This window comes from Xanthomonas bonasiae, from assembly GCF_017163705.1.
Taxonomy (GTDB): domain Bacteria; phylum Pseudomonadota; class Gammaproteobacteria; order Xanthomonadales; family Xanthomonadaceae; genus Xanthomonas_A; species Xanthomonas_A bonasiae.
On record NZ_JAFIWB010000006.1, the window covers coordinates 83,302 to 105,045 of the forward strand.

The window sequence follows — 21,744 nt, forward strand, 5'->3', positions numbered from 1 at the left end:
CAGCCCCGACAGACTGAGTCCGAAGTCGAACCTCCCCACTTCGTTCGTCGCGGCTGAAGCCGCTCCTACATGCGCCTTAGGACAGCGGGCTGGGCGCACTGTAGGAGGGGCTTCAGCCCCGACAGGCTGTGCCCGAAGTCGAGCCTCCCCACTTCGTTCGTCGCGGCTGAAGCCGCTCCTACATGCGCCTTCGGAAAGCCGGCTGGGTGCACTGTAGGAGGGGCTTCAGCCCCGACAGGCTGTGTCCGAAGTCGAACCTCCCCACTTCGCTCGTCGCGGCTGAAGCCGCTCCTACATGCGCCTTCGGACAGCCGGCTGGGCGCACTGTAGGAGGGGCTTCAGCCCCGACAGGCTGTGTCCGAAGTCGAACCTCTCTCACTTCGTTCGTCGCGGCTGAAGCCGCTCCTACAATGGCAATGTCAGCGTGCGGCGTGCACGGCTTGAGGCAGCGGCAGCGCGTCCCTCTGCGCCTGATCCGCAATCGAACGCTGCGCCGCCAACGCCGAGGCGCGCAGCAACAGCTGCGCGACCACCGCCACCGCGATCACCGCCGGGGCCTTGCCGTCGATCCCGGGCAGGCCGATCGGACAGGTCAGCCGCGCCTGGGCGGCGTCGCCCAGGCCGTCGTGGCGCAATCGCGACAGGAACCGTGCGCGCTTGGAGGCCGAGCCGATCAGGCCGACGAAGCCGGCACGTCCGGCCAGCGCCGCGGCGGTGAGCCGATAGTCCAGCGCATGATCGTGGGTCAGGATCAGCAGCAGCGCGTCGTCCGACGCGGCGCCGGCGCACGCGAGCAATGCGGATTCGTCCAGATGCGCCGCGCCGGCGGCAGCCGCCAGCTCCGCGCGCGGATCGGACCAGTCCAGCGCGAACGGCAGGCCGTGCAGCGCATGCGCGATGGCGATGCCGACGTGGCCGGCGCCGAACAGATACAGCGGCGTGCGCCGTGGGCCGATCGCCTGCGCCAGCAGCGCACCGGCCGTGGGCGCCGGTGCACGCAGCGATAGCGCTTGCGGTGGCGCATCGCCGATGCGGTGATCGAGGCGGTCAGGCAGCAGACGGGTCAGCAACGTGCGTCCCAACGTCGCCTCTTGCAGCCAGTCGCTGCGCGCCGGATCCAGCCGCTCCAGCAGCAGGCGCACGCGGCCGCCGCAGCACTGGCCGAGCAGATCGTCGACCTGGGCGTGCGCTGCGCATTCGCCGCAACTGCCGCTGCAGCGCACGGCGCGCGCCGGCGCGGCCGCGCCCAGCGTGTAGTCCTGCACTCGCCAACTGCCCGGCGGTTGCGCCAGCAGTTCGCGCGCCAGCGCGCAGGCGCGCCACTCGAGCACGCCGCCGCCGATGGTGCCGATGCTGCCGTCGGCGCTCACCAGCATGCGCGTGCCGGCCTCGCGCGGGGTCGAACCGGCGGTGGCCAGCACCGTGACCAGCGCGGTCGCACCACGCGCCAACGCCGCCTCGGCCTGCAGGCTCCAGTCAGCGCGCATCGGCGTTGCCCGCCGCGATCGCGGCCAGGATCCGTTCCGGGGTGGCCGGCGCGTCCAGCGCCGGCACGCCCGCGCCCGGCACCGCCGCCGCCACGGCCTGGGTCAGCGCCGAGAACACCGAGATCGCCAGCATCAGCGGCGGTTCGCCGACCGCCTTGGAGCGATGGATGGTCGCCTCTTCGTTGCGGCCGGCCTGCCACAGGCGGATGTCCATCCGCGCCGGGCGATCGCTGGCGGTGGGAATCTTGTAGGTGGACGGCGCATGGGTCAGCAGCCGGCCGTGCGCGTCGTAGACCAGCTCCTCGGTGGTCAGCCAGCCCATGCCCTGGACGAAGCCGCCCTCGATCTGGCCCAGGTCGATCGCCGGATTCAGCGAACGGCCGACGTCGTGCAGCACGTCCACCGCCAGCACCCTGTGCTCGCCGGTCAGCGTGTCGATCACCACTTCGCTCAGCGCCGCGCCGTAGGCGAAGTAGTAGAACGGGCGGCCGCGGTGGCTGGCGCGATCGTAGTGGATCTTCGGCGTGGCGTAGTAGCCGCTGGCCGCCAGCGAGATGCGCGCCATGTGCGCCTGCCGGCACAGCACGCCGAACTCCAGTTCCAGGCTGCCGGCGACGACCTTGCCGGCAGCGAAGCGCACCTGCTCCGGCGCCACGCCGCCGCGCTCGGCGGCCAGCGCCGCCAGGCGCGCGCGGATGTCGCTGGCCGCGTTGTAGGCGGCCATGCCGTTGAGGTCGGTGCCCGAGGACGCCGCGGTGGCCGAGGTGTTGGGCACCTTGTCGGTACGCGTGGCGGTGATGCGCACGCGCTCGGTCTCGATGCCGAACACGTCGGCGACGATCTGCGCGACCTTGATCATCAGCCCCTGGCCCATCTCGGTGCCGCCGTGGTTGAGCTGCACCGAGCCGTCGGCATAGACCAGCACCAACGCGCCGGCCTGGTTGAGGTGGCTGGTGGTGAAGCTGATGCCGAACTTCACCGGGGTCAGCGCCAGGCCTTTCTTCAGCACCCGGTGGCGCGCGTTGAACGCGGCCACTGCCGCCTGGCGTGCGGCGTAATCGGTGCGCGCAGCCAGTTCCTCGATCAGCGCCGGCGCGACGTTGTCCTCCACGGTCATGCCGTACGGGGTGACGTTGCGGTCGGGCGCCGCGTACAGGTTGGCGCGGCGCACCGCCAGCGCATCGCGGCCCATCGCGGCGGCGACCGCGTCCAGCACCCGCTCGATCGCCAGCATGCCCTGCGGCCCGCCGAAGCCGCGGAACGCGGTGTTGGACACGGTGTGCGTGCGCAGCCGGTGCGAGACGATCTCCACCACCGGCAGCCAGTAGCAGTTGTCGGCATGGAACATCGCGCGGTCGTTGATCGCCAACGACAGATCGGTGGTGGCGCCGCAGCGCGAGGCCAGTTCCAGGCGCAGCGCCAGGATGCGGCCGTCGTGGTCGAAGCCGACGCTGTAGTCGACCAGGAAGTCGTGGCGCTTGCCGGTGATGCGCATGTCGTCGTCGCGGTCGTAGCGCAGCTTGGCCGGGCGCCCGGTCAGCGCGGCGACCAGCGCGCAGGCCGCGGCCGGCGCCGCCGCCTGGGTCTCCTTGCCGCCGAACGCACCGCCCATGCGCCGCACCTCCACGGTCACGTCGGCGCTGCGCAGCCCGAGCAGTTCCGCGATCAGGTGCTGCACTTCGCTCGGGTGCTGCGTCGAGGACAGCACATGCAGCTGGCCCTGTTCGCCGGGCAACGCCACGGCGATCTGCCCTTCCAGATAGAAATGCTCCTGCCCGCCGATCTCCAGCGCGCCGCTGCAGCGCCGCGGCGCCGCGGCCAGGGCGGCATCGACGTCGCCACCGCGCGCCATGCGCTGCGCCGGCTCCAGCACCGCACCGGCGGCGCGCGCCTCGGCGATGCTGAGCAGCGCCGGCAGCGGCGCGTACTCGACCAGCGCCAGCCGCGCAGCGCGCCGTGCCGCAGCGTGGCTGTCGGCAGCGACGACGAACAGCGGCTGGCCGTGATAGAGCACGTCGTCGCGCGCGAACAGCGGATCGTCGTGCGCGACCGGGGCGACGTTGTTCTCGCCGGGAATATCGGCGGCGGCGAACACCGCCACCACGCCGGGCGCCGCGCGTACCGGCGCCAGGTCCATGCGCAGCAGACGCGCATGCGCGTGTTCGCTCAGGCCGAACGCCAGGTGCAGCATGCCCGGCGGCTCGGGCAGGTCGTCGATGTAGCGCGCCTGCCCGCTGACATGCCCCTGCGCGCTGTCGTGGCGCAGCGAACGCTGCACCTGCGGCAAGGCCGCATCCGCGGTAGCCGGGACCTCAACCATCGACCAGTTCCAAGGCCAGCACCGACAGCGGTTCGTGCGGATGCGCATGCCCGATCCACAACCGCCGCAGCAGGTTCGCGGCCACCGCCAGGCGATACGCCGCCGAGCCGCGCGCATCGCTGAGCGGACTGAAGTCCTGCGCCAGCGTGGCCGCGGCGGCCTCGAGCGTTGCCTCGCTCCAGGGCTGGCCGCGCAAGGCCTGTTCGGCGCCGCGCGCACGCTGCGGAATGCCGGCCATGCCGCCGAAAGCGATCCGCGCCTGCGTCACCACACCATCGGCGATGCATAGCGCGAACGCGCCGCAGACCGCGGAGATATCGCTGTCGAAGCGTTTGCTGAGCTTGTCCACGCGATACAGCGTGGCGGCCGCCGGGCGCGGCACGTAGACGCTTTCGACGAACTCGCCGGGCAGCCGTGCCTGGCGGCCGTAAGCCAGGAAGAACTCCTCCAGCGGCAAGCTGCGCCGTGCGTCGCCACGACGCAGGGTCAGCGTGGCGCCGAGCGCGATCAGCGCCGGCGGCATGTCGCCGATCGGCGAGCCGTTGGCGATGTTGCCGCCGATGGTGCCGGCATTGCGCACCTGGATCCCGCCGATGCGCCGCAGCAGTTCGCCCAGCGCCGGGTGCAACGTGGCCAATGCGGCATGCGCTTCGCTGTAGCGCACGCAGGCGCCGATGTTCAGACCGTCGGGTGTTTCGTGCAATTCGCGCAACTCGGGGATGTCGCCGATGAACACCACATCGTCGAGCACGCGCTGCTGCTTGGTCACCCACAGGCCGACATCGGTGGCGCCGGCGACCAGGCGCGCGTCGGGACGTTCCAGCAGCAACGCCGCCAGTTCGTCGGCGCTGCGCGGGGCCACGCTGCGGCGCACGCGGCCGGCGGCCGGATCGGCGTGCGTTTGCGCCAGCGTGGTGCGGCGGCGCAGCGCGCGCAAGCCGGCGAGCGTGTCCGCATCGTCGCGCGGCGCGACCGGCACCGCCGCGCCGGCCTCCAGGATCGGGCCATAGCCGGTGCAACGGCACAGATTGCCGGCGATCACGTCGGCCACTGCCGCCTGCTCGGTGCCCAGCGCGCCGATGCTGCGCGCGTACAGCGACATCACGAACCCGGGCGTGCAGAAGCCGCATTGCGAGCCGTGGCGTTGCACCAGTTCGTCCTGCACCGGATGCAGCGCGCCCCCGGCGGCCAGGCTCTCCACGGTCAGCAGCGCCTTGCCGTCGAGCATCGGCACGAACAGGATGCAGGCGTTGAGCGCGCGCCAGCGCACCCGCTCGGCGCCGTCGGCACCGGCCAGTTCGCCGACCAGCACCGTGCACGCGCCGCAATCGCCCTCGGCGCAGCCTTCCTTGCTGCCGGTGCGGCCGAGCCGGTAGCGCAGCAGATCGAGCACGCTGGCGGTCGGATCCCCCGCATCCAGTTCCAGCACTTGCCCATCGAGCAGGAACCGCACCGCGTCCATCTCAGCTGCCCCGGTAGGTGGAATAGCCGAACGGCGAGACCAGCAGCGGCACGTGATAGTGCGCGGCATCGGCCAGGCCGAACGCGATCGGCACCACGTCCACGAACGGCGGCTCGGGCAAGGCCACACCCTGGCCGCGGAAATAGTCGGCCACCGCGAATTCCAGCCGGTAGCGGCCCGCCGCCAGCGTCAGTTCGCGCAGCGCCGGACAGCGCCCATCGGCATCGGTGACGCCGGCGTGCAGCAGCGTCTGGCCGGCGAACAGCCGCACCGCCACGCCGACGGCGGGCACGCCGCGGCTCAGGTCCAGCACATGGGTCGATAGCGTGCTCATCCGACGCGTTCCTCCAGTTGCGGCAGCGGCCATTGGCCGACGAATTCGGGTTCGGCGTAGTCCATGTAGGCGCCGACGATCGCCTCGCGGTCGTCCAGGAACAACTGGTCGGCGACCGCCTTCACCAGCCGCGGCAAGGCGTGCTTGAGTCCGGACAGCGCCGCCGCCGACAGGCCCAGGCTCAGCAGCGCGGAATAGTTGAACGCGAACAGGCCATGCAGCGCCGAAGCGTGCTCGGGCGCGCGCGGCAGCAGTTCGAAGCCCGGCCCCAGGTAGGGATGCGCGTCGAGCAGCGGCACCTCCTGCCCCTGCGGCGGACGGTAGCGGTCGCACCAGCGCGCGATGCCGTCGGCCACCGCGGCCAGCTCCGGGCGCAGCGCCGGATCGGTGACCAGGCCGGTGGACAGCACCACGAAATCGAACCGCAGGCACCCGTGCGGCGTGGTCACCAGCACGCCGTCGGCGTCCTCGGCCACGTCCTGCCAGGGGCTGCCCAGATGCAGGCGGAAATTGGGCCAGGCCGCGGCGCGTTCGAAGGTGTCGTTGGTCGGCGGCTGGTTGTGGCGGAAGAACGTGGACATCATCGCGTACTTGTCGGCATCGGGCAGCGCGGCGAAGCGCGGGATGATGCCGCTGCGTTCCATGTGCCGGATCGGGTTGACCCGCGGCAGTTCCGAGCGGCGCAGGAACACGTGCACTTCGCCGACGCCTGCGGCCAGCGCGTGCTGGGCGTTGTCGAACGCCGACGCGCCGCCGCCAAGGATGCCGATGCGGCGCCCGGCCAGCGCCGCGTAGTCGATCGCTTCGGAGGTGTGCGCGTAGCGCGAGCGCGGCAGTTTCTGCGCCACCAGCGGCGGCACGTGCCATTGCCCGCCACCCTGGATGCCGGTCGCCAGGATCACCTTGCGCGCGAGCAGGCTGTCGCCGCCGGCCAGGTGCAGCCGCTGCAGGCGCTGCGCCGGCAGCGGTTCGATCCGCAGCAGCCGCGCCTGGTTGCGCACCGGCAGGCCCAGCACCTCGCGGTACCAGCGCAGATAGTCCATCCAGTCCGCGCGCGGGATCTTGCCCAGCGCGTCCCAGCCCTGCGTGCCGTGCAGCGCTTCCCAGTAGGCACGAAAGGTCAGCGACGGCATGCCGAAGTCCAGCGCGCTCAGTTCCTTCGGCGTGCGCAACGTGACCATGCGCGCATAGGTGACCCACGGCCCTTCCAGTCCGGCGGGGTTCTCGTCGATCACCAGGAGATTGGCGATGCGCTCGCGGATCAGGCCGAATGCCGCGCCCAGCCCGCTCTGCCCGCCGCCGACGACGACCACGTCGTAGACATGCTCCGCACCATGCTGCTTCGGCCGAGTCCAATCGGAGCCGCCATGGCCAAGCCACTGCAGCTCGCGCGCGACCTGCGCCGACAACGCCTGCAAACCGCCGGCCGCCGCGGCGCTCATTGCAGGGCCTCCAGCCGCAAGCGCACGATCTTGCCGATCTCGTCGAGCGCGGTGGCGATCTCCGCGTCAGGCGTATTCGCCAGCCGCGCCTGCATCGCAGCGAGAATCCCGGCCTTGTCGGTCAACCGCACGCAGACGATGAACGGAAAATCGAAGCGCGCGCGATAGGCCGCATTGAGTGCATGGAAACGTGCGAATTCCTCCGCAGTGAGCCGATCCAGCCCGGCCTGCGCCTGCTCGGCAGCCGAGGCCGCGGTCAGGCTGCCGTCGATCGCGGCCTTGCCGGCCAGTTCCGGATGCGCGCGGATCAACGCCAGCCGCTCGTCGGCGCTGGCCGCGTGCAGCACCTGCAGCAGGCCCGCATGCAGGTCGGCGAACGGGCGCCGTGCCGCGGCCCGTTCCACCACCCACGGCGAATGCTCGAACAGCGCGTGCAGGCGCGCGACGAACTCGGCCTCGGGCAGCGCATTCCAGTCCACGCCGTTCATGCGTGGTCGCCCTGCAGCGACACATGCGCCGATACCACCTTCCAGCCGTCGGCGAAACGCACCCAGCTCTGGCTCTGCCGGCCGGGCCGGGTCGCGCCCTCGCGCAGGAATTCGGCATCGGCCGTGGCGAAGTCGCGCCCGTAGGCGACGATCTGCACGCGCAACAGGCGCCGCTGCGGCGACCCGCCGCGGCCGCGGCGGAATGCGCGGATCGCCTCGGCGCCGTACAGCGCTTCGCCGACGCCATAGCGCACCGTGGTCGGCGCATCGTGGAACAGACGGTCCAATGCGGCGACGTCGTCGGCCATCAGCGCACGCTCGTAGTCGGCGAACGCCGCCTGCACTTCGGCCAGCACCTCGGGCGCATCGACGATCATGCCGGATGCACCTGCTGCCAGTGGCGGGCGATGTCGATGCGCCGCGCGATCCAGGCCTGGCCGCTGGCCAGCGCATGATCGACGAAGCGGGCCAGCGCCAGCGCGCGTGCCGGACGTCCGGCGATGCGTCCGTGCAGGCCCACCGACATCATCCGCCCGCCTTCGGCGCACAGTTGCTCGAAGCTGTCGCGCAGGTAGCGGAAGAACGGTTCGCCGTCGGCGAAGCCGTTGTAGGCGACGAACTTCATGTCGTTGGCGTCCAGCGTGTACGGCACCACCAGCTGCGCGCGGCCGTGGCGGCGGTCGTAGTACGGCAGATCGTCGGCGTAGCTGTCGGCGTCGTAGACGAAGCCGCCCTCCTCGGCCACCAGCCGCGCGGTGTTGGGGCTGGTGCGGCCCTGGTACCAGCCCAGCGGGCGCGCACCGGTGACCTGCGTGTGCAGCGCGATCGCGGCGGCGATATGCGCGCGTTCGGTCGCCTCCGGCACCTGTTGGTAATCGATCCAGCGCAAGCCGTGGCTGGCGATCTCCCACTCGGCGTCGCGCATCGCCTGGACCGCTTCGGGATTGGCGGCCAGCGCCTGCGCCACGCCGAACACCGTCACCGGCACGCCGCGCGCGGCGAACAGCCGCTGCAGCCGCCAGAAGCCGGCGCGGCTGCCGTATTCGTACAGGCTCTCCATCGCCATCGCGCGTGCGCCAGGCTGGCTGTGCGCGCCGACCATCTCCGACAGGAACGCCTCCGAGCCGGCATCGCCATTGAGCACGCCGTTTTCGGCGCCTTCCTCGTAGTTGACGACGAACTGCAGCGCCACCCGCGCCCCGCCCGGCCACTGCGGGTCCGGCGGCTGCGCGCCGTAGCCGACCAGGTCGCGCGCCGCGCTCATCATCCCTGCGCTCCGTCGGCATGCCAGGCGGCCAGCGCCGCATCCACGCCGGCACCCGGTGCGCAGGCATGGCCCTCGGCGCGCAGCACCGCTTCTAGCGCGCCCAGGGTGATCAGCACCTTGTGCTTCATCGCGTTGTAGCCCATCGCGCCGATCCGCCACAGCTTGCCCTGCAGCGGGCCGAACGCGGTGCCGATCTCGATCTCGAAATCCTCGCGCATGCGCCGCCGCACCGCCTCGCCGTCGATGCCGGCGGGAATCGCCACACCGGTGACGTTGGTCATGCGGTAGCGGTCGTCGCCGAACACCTGCAAACCCAGCGCACGCGCGCCGGCGGCGACCGCGCGGCCGGCCGCGGCATGGCGGGCGAAGCGCGCCGGCAGGCCTTCCTGCAGCGCCACGCGCGCGCACTCGCGCGCCGCGTATAGCATGCTGGTGGCCTCGGTGTGGTGGTTCAGGCGCTTGTCGGACCAGTAGTCCATGACCATCGCCAGGTCGAAATAGTTCGAACCGATGCGCACGCCGCTGCCGTTGGCGATGTCGTCGCGGACGATGCCGCGCTCGACGTGGCGGCGCGCGAAGATCGCCTCGGCGGCGCGCGCGGACACGGTGATCGGCGCCGAGCCGGACGGCCCGCCCAGGCACTTCTGCAGGCCGCCGGTGACCACGTCCACGCCCCAGGCGTCGCTGGCGATCGGCATGCCGCCGATGGTCGCGGTGGCATCGACATAGGACAGCGCGCCGGCGGCGCGGCACAGCGCGCCGAGGCCATCCAGCGGCTGCGCCATCGTGGTCGAGGTGTCGCCATGCACGCAGGCGACCAATTTCGGCGCGAAGCGTTCGATCGCATCGGCCACCGCGTCCATCGGCACCACCTCGCCCCACGGCGCCTCCACGTTCTCGACCACCGCGCCGATGCGGCCGAGGATCTCGCCCAGCAGCAGGCCGAAGCGGCCGAAGTTCAGCACCAGCACGCGATCGCCCGGCGCCACCAGCGACACCAGCGCCGCCTCGATGCCGGCGCGCGCGGTGCCGTCGACCAGGAAGGTCCAGCGGTTCTCGGTCCCGAACAGCGGCCGGTACAGCGCCATCACCTGGTTCATGTAGCCGGTCATTTCCGGATCGAACTGGCCGAGCAGGTCGGCGGACATCGCGCGCAGCACGCGCGGATGCGCGTTGACCGGGCCCGGGCCCATCAGCAGGCGTTGCGGCGGATCGATTTCGCCGAACAGGTCGGCGTGCAGCGGGTCAACGGACAAGGGTGTCTCCCAGGGACTCGATGAAGTGCAGCATCGCCGCCACCGCCAGATCGGCATCGGCGGGATCCACGTGTTCGGCCGGGTGGTGGCTGACGCCGCCGGCGCAGCGCAGGAACAGCATCGCGGTCGGGCACAGCGCCGCCATCACCATCGCGTCATGGCCGGCGCCGGAGACCAGCCGCCGCGGCGCGATGCCCTGCGCGGCGATCGCCGCTTCCAGCGCGGCGACCAGGCGCGGAGCGCAGGGACTGGCCGGCAGGTCCTGTACGCAGTGCAGCTGCAACTGCACGCCGCGCGCGGCGGCGATGGCATGCAGGCGTTGCGTGATCGCCTCGGCCGCCGCATCGCGCACGGCGTCGTCGCCAGCACGCACGTCGATCGAGAATTCGACCCGCCCCGGCACCACGTTGACCGCGCCCGGCGCCACCTGCAGGCGCCCGACCGTGGCCACCAGGTCCGCAGGGCCGCTGCGCGCCACCTGCTCCACCGCCAGCACGCATTCGGCGGCGGCGGCCAGCGCATCGGCGCGCAGATCCATGCGCGTGGTGCCGGCATGGCCGGCGCGGCCGACCAGCAGCGCGCGATAGCGCCGCTGCGCGGCAATGCCGCTGACCGCGCCCAGCGCCAGGCCCTCGGCCTCCAGCACCGGCCCCTGCTCGATATGCGCTTCCAGATAGGCCAGCACGCTGTGCGGCGCGCGCGCCGCGTTAGGCACCATCGCAATGTCCAGGCCCCAGGCGGCTAGCGCATCGACCAGCGCGATGCCGTTGCCGTCGCTTACCTGCAGCGCCGCCGGATCCAGCGTGCCGGCGACGGCGCGGCTGCTCAGCATCGACGCCGGGAACCGCGAGCCTTCCTCGTCGCCGAAGGCGATCACTTCGATCGCGAACGGCAACCGGCGGTCCTGCGCATGCAGCGCAGCCACGCATTCGATGCCGAGCATGACCCCGAGCGGACCGTCGTAGCGGCCGGCATCGCGCACGCTGTCCAGGTGGCTGCCGATCAGCAGCGCCGGCGCCTGCGCGGCGACGCCCTCGTAGCGGCCGAGCAGGTTGCCGGCCGGGTCGATGCGGGTGTGCAGGCCGGCCTCGCCCATCCACTCGGCCACGGCCGCCACGCTGGCGCGATGCGCCGGGCTCAGCCAGCCGCGGAACAGGCCGTCGGCGGTGTCGCTATACGGCGCCACGCCGAGCGCGTCGCAGCGCGCGACCGCACGCAGGCCTGGGCGGGACCCCGGCATCAGCATGGCCGCTGCCGGCTCAGGTGCGGCCGCCGTGGTGGCCGGGATGTCGAAGGGTGTCGCGCATGACGGGGTTCGCTTGGAAGTCGGGCGGAACGGGACAGGCGATCGGCGGGAGCTTTCACCGGCGCCACGCGCGGAAAGAAGTTCTTTCAATTCAAAAACTTATTTCCAGGGAACACGGCTTTTGCCGGGCTCAATCCACTATACGAACCGCACCGAAACCGGGCAAACACCGTTTTCGCGCACAGGCAGTGCAAAAAATGCAACGCGACGACGGTCCGCGCGCTCATTCGCGTGCAGAGGATGGGATGCGTGTGCTGCGCTGTGGGCGTTCGAACGGCAGACCTTGGCTGGCGCCGGTAGGAATCGGTCGCGGCTGAAGCCGCTCCTACAGGGATGTCGTGGGCTGGCGGTGCGCGTGCCGGAGGGGCTTCAACCTCGACCGCGCTCCCGGCTAACGCGGCTCCAGGATCGCTTCCACCCGCGGCGCCAGCGCTTTCAGCATGGTCTGCGCGGCCTTGGACAGTTGCCGCTGCGGGGCCACGCACAGCGACAGCGTCATCGGCTTGGCCAGGCCTTCGCGCAGGGGTACGAAGGCCAGCCGCCCGTCGGCCAGATCGGCCAGCACATCCAGTTGCGACAGCAAGCCCACGCCCACGCCCTGGCGCACCAATGCGCGCAGCGTGCGCACGTCGTTGCAGCGGATGCAGCGGCGCGTGTCGATGTGCTGGCGCTGGTACACCACCTTGGCGTGTTCGTTGACGATCAGCGGCGCGGCCGGCAGCAGCAGGCGATGGTCGTCCAGGACCTCGTTCAATTGCAGGCTGGCCTTACCGCTGAGCGGATGCCCGACCGGCATGCAGATGCCCAGCGGAATCTCGGCGAAGGCGACCACCTCCAGATCGATGCCGCTGACCGGGTCCAACAGCAGGCCGAAGTCCACCTCCGCCGCAACGACCTTGTCGGCGACCTTCTGGTTGTCCTCGGTCTGCAGGCCGAAGGTCAGGCCCGGGTGCTCGTCGATCAGCTGCGCCAGCGCATCGACCACGATGCCCTCGCTCAACGCATCGATCATCGCGATCTCGACGTGGCCGCGGCGCAGGCCCTTCAGTTCGTCGAACTGCTCCAGCGTGCGTTGATAGCTCTTCTCCCAGCGCCGCACATCGACCAGCAGCAACTCGCCGGCGCTGGTCAGGCGCAAGCCGCTCGGCAGGCGCTCGAACAACTGCACACCCAACTCCTGCTCGGCCTTGAGGATCTGCCGGTCGATCGCCGACGCCGACACATGCAGCGCCTCGGAGGCGCGGCGGATGCTGCGCCAATGCGCCACTTCCATGAAATAGCGGGTGAAGCGGGAGAAGGTCGGCATGGCGGCTTCGGTTCCTGTGGGGCCTGGCGCTCGGCGTGGAAGCGGCTGCGTCGTCGCGCGACCGCCATAGTATGGAAGCGTCGGCGGCGGCGCGGCGTGTGCTCGCTTTGTCCCTCGCCGGCATGAAGCACACAGCGCTTCATTGCGCATGAGGATCGAAATAGGCTTCCCAGGTCGCCGCCGACCCCTGCAGCGTTGCCGCCTGCCGGAAGCGGTCCATGGCCTGGCGGCGCCTGCCGCTGTTGAGCAGCGCGACGCCGAGATTGAAGTAGGTGTTGCGGTCGTCCGAACGCAGCCGTACAGCGTGCTGCAACACCTCGACCGCATCGCCGTAGTTCCCCAGATCGCAGCGCACCGCGCCCAGGCAGGTGAGCAGCGCGATATCGTCCGGTGCCGACGCCGCTGCGGCGACGAGCAACGACTCGGCCTGTGCCAGATGCGCGGAGCAGCGCTGCGGATCGGTCATCGCCGCATCCACCAGCGCTCTGGCGCGGGCGAGGACTTCGCTGTGGTGGGACATTGCCATCGCAAGCCGCAGGCGCTGACTACCAGCCCGCGACCGCGCCATCGCTGCGCGGGTCGCTGGCGCCGCACAGCGTGCCGTCGGTCTCGCGTACCAGCGCGCCGGCGTGGCCCATCACCGACGTGAACGGCGGCAACAGTTCGACGACATGACCGGCCGCGCGCAATGCCTGCACCACGGCGGGATCGAACCGGTCCTCCAGTTTGAGCGTGGTGCTGTCCTCGCCCCAGGTGCGGCCGAGCAACCAGCGCGGCGCGCTGAGCGCTTGCTGCAACGGCATGCCGAAACGCGCATAGCGGCTGAACAGTGCCGCCTGGGTCTGCGGCTGGCCTTCGCCGCCCATGGTGCCGTAGGCCATGAGCCGGCCGTCGTCGAAGCGCGCCAGCGCCGGATTGAGCGTGTGGAACGGCTTGCGCCCAGGCGCCAACGCATTCCAACCGTCGGCGGCGAGACGGAAGCTGCAGCCGCGGTTCTGCCAGACGATGCCGCTGCGCGGCAGCACCAGCCCGGAACCGAATTCGAAATAGGTGGACTGGATGCAGCTGACCGCGCGGCCGGCGCCGTCGATCGCGCCGAACCACACCGTGTCGCCGGCCTGCGAGGGCTGCGGCCACGGCAGCGCGCGCGCGGGATCGATGCGTGCGGCCATCGCGTCGAGCGCGCCGGCATCGTCGAGCAAGGCTTGCGCGTCCAGCGTCATCCAGGCCGGGTCGCCGATGTGTGCGTCGCGCACCAGGAACGCCTGCTTGGTCGCTTCGATCAGCCCGTGCAGGTGCGCGTAGCCGTCTGCCTGGTCGACGGCCAGACGATCGAACAACGCCAGGATCAGCAGCGAGGCCAGGCCCTGGGTCGGCGGTGCGTGGTTGTACAGGCGCGCGCCGGCGATCGCCACCGACAGCGGCACGCTGGCCTCGGCTCGGTGCGCGGCCAGGTCGCTGGCGCGCAGCGGACTGCCCAGGGCCTGCAGATCGGCGGCGATGTCGGCCGCCAGCGCGCCGCGATAGAAATCGTCCAGGCCGTCCGCGGCCAGGCGCTGCAGCGTGGCGGCCAACTGCGGCTGGCGCAGCAGCTCGCCTTCGCGCAACGGCCGGCCGGCAGCTTCGAAGATCTCCGAATAGGCGCCCGGCTGCGCGCGCAGTTCGGCGCTCTTGGCCGCGGCGACGCCGGCACCGCCGAGGGTGACCGGCACGCCGGCCGCGGCGTGCTGGATGGCGTCCTCGAGCAGGCGCTGCAGCGGCAGCTGCGCGTCGCTCTGCTGCAATGCCAGCGCCCAGCCGGACACGGTGCCAGCGACGGTGTTGGCCGCGCCCGGACCGCGCCAGGGAATCGTCGCCTGCCCGGCATAGTGCTGCAGCGTGGCCGCCTGCGCGGCGCGGCCGCAGGCATCGATCGCCTGCACGCGGCCATCGGCTTCGGCGATCAGCCAGAAGCCGTCGCCGCCGATGCCGGTCATGTGCGGATAGACCACGGCCAGGCACGCGGCAGTCGCCACGGCGGCTTCCACCGCGTTGCCGCCGTCGCGCAGCACATCGCGCCCGGCCTGCGCGGCGAGATGGTGCGGCGCGACCACCATGCCGCGCCGGGAACGCAAGGTGTGCAGCATCAGCGCGGCTCCAGCGACGGCGGGGTCGAACCGATCAGGCCATCGCGTTCCAGCTGCGCGGCGAGCGCGAACAGGCGGTCCTCGCGTCCCGGCGCGGCGATCAGTTGCACGCCCAGCGGCAGGCGCCCGGGACGGTACAGCGGCGCGGCCAGCACCGGGCAACGCGCCAGGCCCAGCGGCTGGGTGAAGATGCCGAGGTTGGCGCGCGCCGACACCGCCACGCCGTCGATCTGGATCGTCTCCTGATCGATGCGCGGCGCCGCGCACGGCGTGGCCGGCGCCAGCAGCACATCGACCTCGTCCCACAGACGCTGCATCGCGCCAGCGAACCAGGCGCCGAAGCGCTGGGCATCGGCGATGGCCGCCGCCGGCAGCTGCAGGCCGGCGAGCAGGCGATCGCGCGTGGCCGGATCGAAACGCGCGCCGTGCGTGGCCAGCGCCTGGCGATGGCGATAGCCGCCTTCGGCCGCGGTCATCACGAACGCCGCGGCGCGCGCGCGTTCGGCCTGCGGCAGTTCGCGCAACGCATGGCCGCCGAGCGCGGCATGCAGCGCGGCCAGGCCGGCCTCCAGCTCCGGATCGAGGTTGCGCTGGAACCAGCCGCCCAGCCGCGCCACGCGCAACGCAGCGGTGTCCACCGGCGCCAGGCTGTGCCCGCGCATCGCCGCGTACACCGTGCGCAGGTCGGCGACCGAGGTCGCGAAGGGGCCGACCACGTCGAAGGCCTCGACGAACGGGAACACGCCGTCCATCTCCAGACTGCCGTGACTCGGGCGCAGCCCGTAGATGCCGCACAGCGCCGCCGGCACGCGGATCGAGCCGTTGGTGTCCGAGCCCAGCGCGAACGGCACCCAGCGCGCCGCCACCGCCGCGGCCGAGCCACCGGAAGAACCGCCGGCCAGGCGCTGCAGATCGTGCGGATTGGCAGTGGTGCCGTAGTGCGCGTTGACCGTCGCGAAGCCGTAGGCGAATTCGTCCATGTTGGCGGTGCCGACCAGCACCGCGCCGGCGTCGGCCAGACGCCGCACCACCGCCGCGTCGTGCGTGGCCGGCGGCACGGCGGCGCGCAACGCGGCGCCAGCCGTGGTCGGCAGACCGGCCACATCGAACAGGTCCTTGACCACGAACGGCACCCCGGCCAGCGCACCGCCCTCGCCGCCGCCGGCCAGCGCCGCCTGCACGCGCGCGGCATCGGCCTCGGCACGCGCCGGCAACGGCCGCGTCACCGCACACAACCGCGGATTCCCGCGTTCGATCTGCGCCAGCGCCTGCTGCGCGTGCCGCTGCGCGGCCGCGCCATCGGCGCGCGTGGCCGCGACCAGCGTGGCGATGGCGCCGGCGCCATCCGCGGTTGGCGGCAGCGGCGGCGCGGAGAACTCCTGCAGCAGTTGCGCGTAGCCACGCAACAGCTCGGTATTGCGCTGGATGCCGGCTTGCCACGTCTGTGGAATCTGCATGACGGTTGTCTCGATGAGTGGGGGCCGACGCGCGCTGTCGATCCGCAGAGTCGCCTGCGACGCGCGGTTCGCGCAAGACTCCCCCCTCTGCGAACAGTCGCGTTGGAACGCCTCAGCCCGGCAACGGCAGGCCCAGCGCCGGCGGCTGCGGCGCGGTCAGGCGTTCCACCAGCAGGCGTTCGATCGCGTCCACATCGACCTCGCGCACCACCTGCTGCGCCTGTTCGCCGAGGCCGGGCTGGTAGCCCGGCGCCCACGACAGGATGTCGCCGTAGCCGGCGCCGAACTCGGTGTTGGTGTCCACGTACAGCGTCTCGGTGACGGTGGCCAGTTCCGGATGCAGCCACAGCGCGGTGGCCAGCTCGTCCCACAGCGGGAAGCCGGGCTCGCGCCGGCGCAGCGCATGGCCGATCGGCGTGTCGGCGGCGCTCATCCGCGCCAGCAGCTGCGGGGTCAGCTCGGTGGCGGTGGACGGATCCACCGGCACCATCACCATCTTGCGCCACGGCGAGCGCATCACGATGCTCGCCGCTTCCGGATCCCAGCGGATGTTGAATTCGCGCCGCGGCGAATTGACGAACTCGCGCGCGAACTGCCGCGCCGACACGCTGTCGCGCCGCTGCCGCGGGTTGAGGCTGCCGCCCATGTAGACCAGTTCCTTGGCCAGCGACGCGAATTGCGGATCCAGCCGCTGCGCCAGCGCCAGATTGGTCAGCGGGCCGGTGGCGACGATGCTGACTCCGCCGGGAAACTCGCGCACCTTGCGGAGCATGAACAGCGCCGCCGGCTCGTCCGCGACGTGCACCACCGACGGATTGCCCAGCGCCAGGTCGGGCACCACGTCGTGCGCGTGGTAGCGCGGCGAACTCTGCACGGTGTCGTGCTCGATCCATTGCCGGGTCCACGCGCCCTTCCACAGCAGCTTGCCGTACAGCGCCTCCCAGCGCTCGGTGGCCAGCTCGCTGTTGAGCAGCGGATGCACCGGCCCGGGCAGCACCGGCACCTCGCCGCGCCCGGCGATTTCCAGCAGGCGGCGCGTGTGCGCCAGCGCTTCGTCGCGCCAGATGTTGCCGCTGACCACCGAGATGCCGAGCACCTCGACCTCGGGCGATTGCAGCAACAGCAGCTGCGCGGGAGTGAAGCCGTCGATGTCGTCTTCGAGGATGACGCGGCGGCGTGGCGCGAGGGAAGCAGCGGAAGCGGATGTGGGAGCGGGCATGGAATGCGTATTGGAAGAAGGAGGAAGGCGACGCGTGTACAGCGGACCAAGTGAACACCATTGCGCCAGCGCTGCACAGCCCGCGCGTTGGCGCATGCCTGCAGCGCACGCCGCCAGCAGACTGATCGCGGCCGCCGCGGCGAACGATGGCACGCTCCCCGGCTGACCTGCGGCGCGTTACAGTGGCGCTGCACGGAGCCTAGGGGACAGGAGAAGCAGGGTTGAGCGATCAAGCAAGCGGGCAGCGGCAGGACCGGTACGCGCGTATCCCGCTGCTGGTGCGCACCACATCGCCCGCGCATTTCATTGCCGCCATGCTGATCGGCGCATGGCTGCAGCACGCATTGACCCTGCCGCTGCCGCAAGGCCGTGCGCTGGCCTGGATGCAGCTGGCCGGTGGCGTGGTCGCCGTCGCCGGGCTGCTGCTGTCGCTGCTGTGTCTGGCGCTGTTCGTGCAGCGGCGCACCACCGTGCTGCCCGAACGCAATCCATCCAGCCTGGTGCTGCGCGGCCCGTACCGCTACACGCGCAACCCGATGTACGTGAGCCTGGTGCTGAGCTACGTCGGCCTGTGCGTGCAGATCGGCTGGCCGTGGGCGCTCCTGCTGCTGCCGTTGCCGTTGCTTGCCTTGCAACGCGTGGTGATCCCGTTCGAGGAGGCGCGCCTGCGCGCGCACTTCGGCAGCGCCTACGACCGCTATTGCGCGCAGGTGAGGCGCTGGCTGTAGGCTGCGCCGCATGGGGAATCGGATGCGTCGCGCTGGAGCGCAATTGCGCTCGCCTCGGCAAGTTTCCGACCCCACTACCTTGCTTGCAGGAGCGACTTCAGTCGCGACGGGCCTTGCTGGCGAAGCCCCTCGCGACTGAAGTCGCTCCCACAACCTGCAGACCGTCAGCAGAACAATCCCGCTAGCCGCGCCACCACCAGAAGGTCACCGCGGCGGCCACCAGCAGCACCAGCATGCCCCACAGCCACGCGCCGGGGCGATCGCCGCCGGCCACGGTCGGCGGCGTACCTGCGCGCGGCGCATTGCGGTCGCGGTAACGCTCGACCAATTCCTTGGCCTCGCGCAGGCGCATGCCCGGATGCTGCTCGCGGGTCAGCTTGATCGCCTGCAGCAGTTGCCCCTGGCCCAGCGCCAGCAACGCCGCCGGCGGCAACCGATCCGTGTCCGCGCGCAGCGATGCCCCGGTTGGGGTCTGGGCGGCGCCGGCGTGCCGGTCGAGCATCTCCGCGACCGCCTGCGCCGCCCCGGCCTGCAGCCACGCGTCCACCTGCAGCTTGGCGCTGCGCAGGTCCATGCCGCTCTGCGCGCGCAACAGCTTGATTGCCTTGACGATCTCGCCACGCGCCAGGGCCTCGGCGATGGGGGGTGACGGCTGGTTCCGGTTCATGTCGCAGGCGCTGAGATGAAGACGCTGCAGTCTTGCCGTTCGCCAGTTAAGCCGCCGTTGCATCGGCGCGGCGCGAACTCCACGTTCATCACGTTTCCATCATTGGAATCCCATAAAGATCCCGGCATGAAGATCGAAATCTGGCAAGGCGACATCACCGAACTGGACGTGGACGCCATCGTCAACGCCGCCAACGAATCCCTGCTCGGCGGCGGCGGCGTGGACGGGGCGATCCATCGCGCCGCCGGTCCGCAGCTGTTGGACGAATGCCTGCGGCTTCCGGAACTCAAGCCCGGCGTGCGCTGCCCGGTCGGCGAGGTTCGCGCCACCGCCGGCTACCGGCTCAAGGCACGCCATGTGCTGCACACCGTCGGTCCGGTATGGCGCGACGGCGCGCACGACGAACAGGCGCTGCTGGCCAACTGCTACTGGCGCTCGCTGCGCCTGGCCGAACAGATGGGCCTGCACTCGGTGGCGTTTCCGGCGATCAGCTGCGGCGTCTACGGGTATCCGCTGCACCAGGCCGCGCGCATCGCGGTGGCCGAAACCACCGCCTGGCAGCGCGCGCATGCGGTGCCGAAGCGGGTGATCCTGGTCGCCTACAACGAGGCCGCCTACAAGGCCTACCAGCAGGCGCTGATGCAGGTCTCGTTGCTGCAGGCGGCTCAGACACAGGTGGCCTGAGCCGCCCCCACGCTGCGACATCCGCTGGCAGGCATCGCGCTCATCCAACCTGGCCTGCATCCTGCCGTGTTTCCGCGATCGGTCCTGGCGTAGCCTGCCAAATACCTACCCAGGCCATGCGTATCGCGGTTGCCGAAAGACTCGGCACCCTACAGCAGGCATGCGGTACCGAAGCGGCGAGCCTACGATCACGCCGCCGCCAAGGTGTGGCATGCACACCGGCAGTTGGCTTACGCCAGCGACGGCCTGCAAGCTCCCCGCGCACAGCGTTGTGGCGCCATCCCCCGCTGCTCGCGCGGACATCGCCACTACCTCGCCATGCTTCGCACACTGCTGCGCAGGCGACGGCCTGAAACGTCCGCTGTAGGGATTTTCCCCTCACGCTGTCAGGGTGTGACAGCCTGCACGGGCGCGCGCTCAGATTTGCTCAGATTGGCGCGCAGTGGCGGCGATACATTGCGCCAACTTCACACTATTTTTACTTCACAATGACCAAGACCTCTTGCCGTCAGCCGCGTCCGAATGCGCTGGCGAAAGCCCTGTTCGTCCTGCCGTGGGCGACCAGCCTTGCCTTGGTCATGGCCTGCCCTGCCGCCTTCGCCCAGGATGCGAGCGCCGTCCCAACCAGTACGCCTGCCGCGGCGGCGGCGCCCATCGCCGTGCAGGCCATCCGCGTGACCGGCGTCGGCGAACATCCGCGCCAGGACATCACCCCGCAGCGCCTGCAGGCGCTGGCCGATGCGCGCCTGCGCGAACTCGGCGGCCAGGCGCTGCCGGCCCAGCTCAGCTTCGCCCAGCTGCAGCAGATCGCCGATGCCCTGACCCAGGCCTATCGCCAGGCCGGCTTCCTGGTCGCCCGCGCCTACCTGCCGGTGCAGACCATCGGCGCCGATCGCAGCGTCGAGATCCGCGTCGCCGAAGGCCGCGTCGGCAAGATCACCGTCGAGGGCACGCGCCGCTACGACGACCGCCTCATCGCCAGCCCCGCGCTGGCCCTGCAGGGCCAGATCCTGCGCCAGCAGGACCTGCAGTCGGCGCTGCTCTACGCACGCGACCTGCCCGGCGTGTCCGTCACCTCGGTGCTCAAGCCCGGCGCACAGCTGGGCGAGACCGACGTGGTGATCCAGGCCAGCGAGGACCGCCCGCTGCAGGTCAGCGTCGGCGCCAGCAACTACGGCACCGAGAGCATCGGCCGCTACCGTGCCCAGCTCGGCGTGGACTGGAACAATCCGCTCGGCCTGGGCGACCACCTCTCCGCCAGCTACGCCTATGCGCTGGATCCGGCCAACAACTGGCAAGGCAGTTTCGCCTACCAGGTGCCGATCGCCGACGTCGACGGCCTGAGCGTCAATGCCGCCTACACCCGCAGCCTGATCAACCTGGACACCGGCGCCTTCGCCGCGCTGGGCATCCAGGGCCCGACCCAGCAGAAATCGCTGGGCCTGGACTGGAAGTTCCGCAACACCGACGCCTGGCGCATGCAGGCCTGGCTGCACCTGATCCAGGAAAGCTCGCGCATCCAGGGCCTGGGCGTGCTGCTGTCCAAGCAGAAGTTCGACGTGGTCGAACTCGGCGCCGCCTTGCGCCATGACGATCGCCAGCGGCATGCGATCGACGCCCTGCAGCTCAGCGTGCGCAGCGCGCTGGACGACGACTCGCAACGCACCGACTACCTGTACGCGCAGCACGACCGCCACTTCCTGGTCGCGCGCCTGGCCTACACCCGCCTGCAGGGCCTGACCGCCACCCAGCGCCTGCAGCTGCGCCTCAACGGCCAATACAGCGACGATGCGCTCACGCCGCTGGAGCAGTTCTCGCTTGGCGGCCCGACCAGCGTGCGCGCCTTCGCGCTCGGCGGCGCGCTGGGCGACCGCGGCTTCGACTCCAGCCTGGAATACCAGATCGACGCGCCGGGCTTCGCCGGCGCCGCCTCGCCGTTCGGCGGCCGCCCCTGGGACGAACTGCTGACCGCCAGCGTGTTCTACGACTACGGCCGGGTCTATCCCAACGGGGCCAACCGTGCCGTCTACGACGCCGTCACCACCTTCCAGGGACCCGGCGTCGGCCTGAACTTCCGCCTTCCCCACTGGCAGGGCCTGTCGTTCGACCTGGCCGCGGCCAAGCCGACCGGCGGCACCGAGCCGGCCGACGGCAAGAACGTACGTTACTGGGCCCGCTTCGGCCTCACTTTCTGA

General features: G+C 71.1%; 19 protein-coding genes. 3 read left to right on the forward strand and 16 right to left on the reverse strand.

Annotation, left to right across the window (positions count from 1 at the left end):
• Nucleotides 1-419 precede the first annotated feature (419 nt).
• The 15 genes from xdhC to JR064_RS08490 form a co-directional block, all read right to left on the reverse strand.
• A complete protein-coding gene (gene xdhC, locus JR064_RS08420) occupies nt 420-1,487 on the reverse strand; it encodes a xanthine dehydrogenase accessory protein XdhC (RefSeq protein WP_206229424.1) in 1,068 nt (355 codons plus the stop codon).
• Entirely contained in the window at nt 1,477-3,807 is a 2,331-nt protein-coding gene (gene xdhB / locus JR064_RS08425) for a xanthine dehydrogenase molybdopterin binding subunit (protein ID WP_206229425.1), read from the reverse strand. Before xdhB ends, xdhC begins: the two co-directional genes overlap by 11 nt.
• The gene (gene xdhA, locus JR064_RS08430) at nt 3,800-5,269 is read right to left on the reverse strand and encodes a xanthine dehydrogenase small subunit (RefSeq protein WP_206229426.1); all 1,470 of its coding nucleotides are present in this window, start codon (nt 5,267-5,269) and stop codon (nt 3,800-3,802) included. The genes xdhB and xdhA overlap by 8 nt, the downstream gene beginning before the upstream one ends.
• A gap of 1 nt (nt 5,270) precedes the next feature.
• A complete protein-coding gene (uraH, locus tag JR064_RS08435; protein ID WP_191824418.1) occupies nt 5,271-5,636 on the reverse strand; it encodes a hydroxyisourate hydrolase in 366 nt (121 codons plus the stop codon).
• Nucleotides 5,600-7,045 (reverse strand): FAD/NAD(P)-binding protein, encoded by a 1,446-nt coding sequence (locus tag JR064_RS08440; protein ID WP_206229427.1) that lies wholly within the window; start codon nt 7,043-7,045, stop codon nt 5,600-5,602. Before JR064_RS08440 ends, uraH begins: the two co-directional genes overlap by 37 nt.
• Nucleotides 7,042-7,533 (reverse strand): 2-oxo-4-hydroxy-4-carboxy-5-ureidoimidazoline decarboxylase, encoded by a 492-nt coding sequence (uraD, locus tag JR064_RS08445; RefSeq protein WP_179566771.1) that lies wholly within the window; start codon nt 7,531-7,533, stop codon nt 7,042-7,044. Before uraD ends, JR064_RS08440 begins: the two co-directional genes overlap by 4 nt.
• Entirely contained in the window at nt 7,530-7,910 is a 381-nt protein-coding gene (gene hpxZ, locus JR064_RS08450) for an oxalurate catabolism protein HpxZ (RefSeq protein WP_179566773.1), read from the reverse strand. Before hpxZ ends, uraD begins: the two co-directional genes overlap by 4 nt.
• Nucleotides 7,907-8,797, reverse strand: a complete 891-nt coding sequence (puuE, locus tag JR064_RS08455) for an allantoinase PuuE (protein ID WP_206229428.1) — start codon at nt 8,795-8,797, stop codon at nt 7,907-7,909. The genes hpxZ and puuE overlap by 4 nt, the downstream gene beginning before the upstream one ends.
• Nucleotides 8,797-9,993: a pyridoxal-phosphate-dependent aminotransferase family protein gene (locus tag JR064_RS08460; RefSeq protein WP_225209756.1), complete on the reverse strand. Its 1,197-nt coding sequence runs from the start codon at nt 9,991-9,993 to the stop codon at nt 8,797-8,799. The genes puuE and JR064_RS08460 overlap by 1 nt, the downstream gene beginning before the upstream one ends.
• Nucleotides 9,994-10,045: 52 nt before the next feature.
• Nucleotides 10,046-11,302 (reverse strand): allantoate amidohydrolase, encoded by a 1,257-nt coding sequence (locus JR064_RS08465; RefSeq protein WP_206229429.1) that lies wholly within the window; start codon nt 11,300-11,302, stop codon nt 10,046-10,048.
• Between the two features lie 451 nt (nt 11,303-11,753).
• Complete coding sequence (locus JR064_RS08470) at nt 11,754-12,668, reverse strand: LysR family transcriptional regulator (RefSeq protein ID WP_179566781.1); 915 nt, start codon at nt 12,666-12,668, stop codon at nt 11,754-11,756.
• Nucleotides 12,669-12,807: 139 nt separating this feature from the next.
• Nucleotides 12,808-13,134: a tetratricopeptide repeat protein gene (locus JR064_RS08475; RefSeq protein WP_241092933.1), complete on the reverse strand. Its 327-nt coding sequence runs from the start codon at nt 13,132-13,134 to the stop codon at nt 12,808-12,810.
• Nucleotides 13,135-13,213: 79 nt separating this feature from the next.
• Complete coding sequence (locus tag JR064_RS08480) at nt 13,214-14,794, reverse strand: gamma-glutamyltransferase family protein (RefSeq protein ID WP_206229430.1); 1,581 nt, start codon at nt 14,792-14,794, stop codon at nt 13,214-13,216.
• On the reverse strand, nt 14,794-16,251 hold the full coding sequence (locus JR064_RS08485) for an AtzE family amidohydrolase (RefSeq protein ID WP_191824425.1): 1,458 nt from the start codon (nt 16,249-16,251) through the stop codon (nt 14,794-14,796). The genes JR064_RS08480 and JR064_RS08485 overlap by 1 nt, the downstream gene beginning before the upstream one ends.
• Nucleotides 16,252-16,363: 112 nt before the next feature.
• Nucleotides 16,364-17,470, reverse strand: coding sequence for a nucleoside hydrolase (locus tag JR064_RS08490; protein ID WP_206229431.1), 1,107 nt, complete (start codon nt 17,468-17,470; stop codon nt 16,364-16,366).
• Between the two features lie 221 nt (nt 17,471-17,691).
• Here JR064_RS08490 and JR064_RS08495 point away from each other — a divergent pair, with 221 nt between their 5' ends.
• Nucleotides 17,692-18,198: a methyltransferase family protein gene (locus tag JR064_RS08495; protein ID WP_206229432.1), complete on the forward strand. Its 507-nt coding sequence runs from the start codon at nt 17,692-17,694 to the stop codon at nt 18,196-18,198.
• A 181-nt stretch (nt 18,199-18,379) separates the two neighbouring features.
• Here JR064_RS08495 and JR064_RS08500 read toward each other — a convergent pair whose 3' ends face one another.
• Nucleotides 18,380-18,865, reverse strand: coding sequence for a hypothetical protein (locus tag JR064_RS08500; protein WP_206229433.1), 486 nt, complete (start codon nt 18,863-18,865; stop codon nt 18,380-18,382).
• 126 nt (nt 18,866-18,991) lie between these two features.
• Between JR064_RS08500 and JR064_RS08505 the strand changes: the two genes are divergently transcribed.
• Nucleotides 18,992-19,549 carry an O-acetyl-ADP-ribose deacetylase gene (locus JR064_RS08505; protein WP_179566797.1) on the forward strand — a complete coding sequence of 186 codons (558 nt, stop codon included), beginning with the start codon at nt 18,992-18,994 and terminating at the stop codon, nt 19,547-19,549.
• Between the two features lie 539 nt (nt 19,550-20,088).
• Nucleotides 20,089-21,744 (forward strand): ShlB/FhaC/HecB family hemolysin secretion/activation protein, encoded by a 1,656-nt coding sequence (locus tag JR064_RS08510; RefSeq protein ID WP_425510284.1) that lies wholly within the window; start codon nt 20,089-20,091, stop codon nt 21,742-21,744.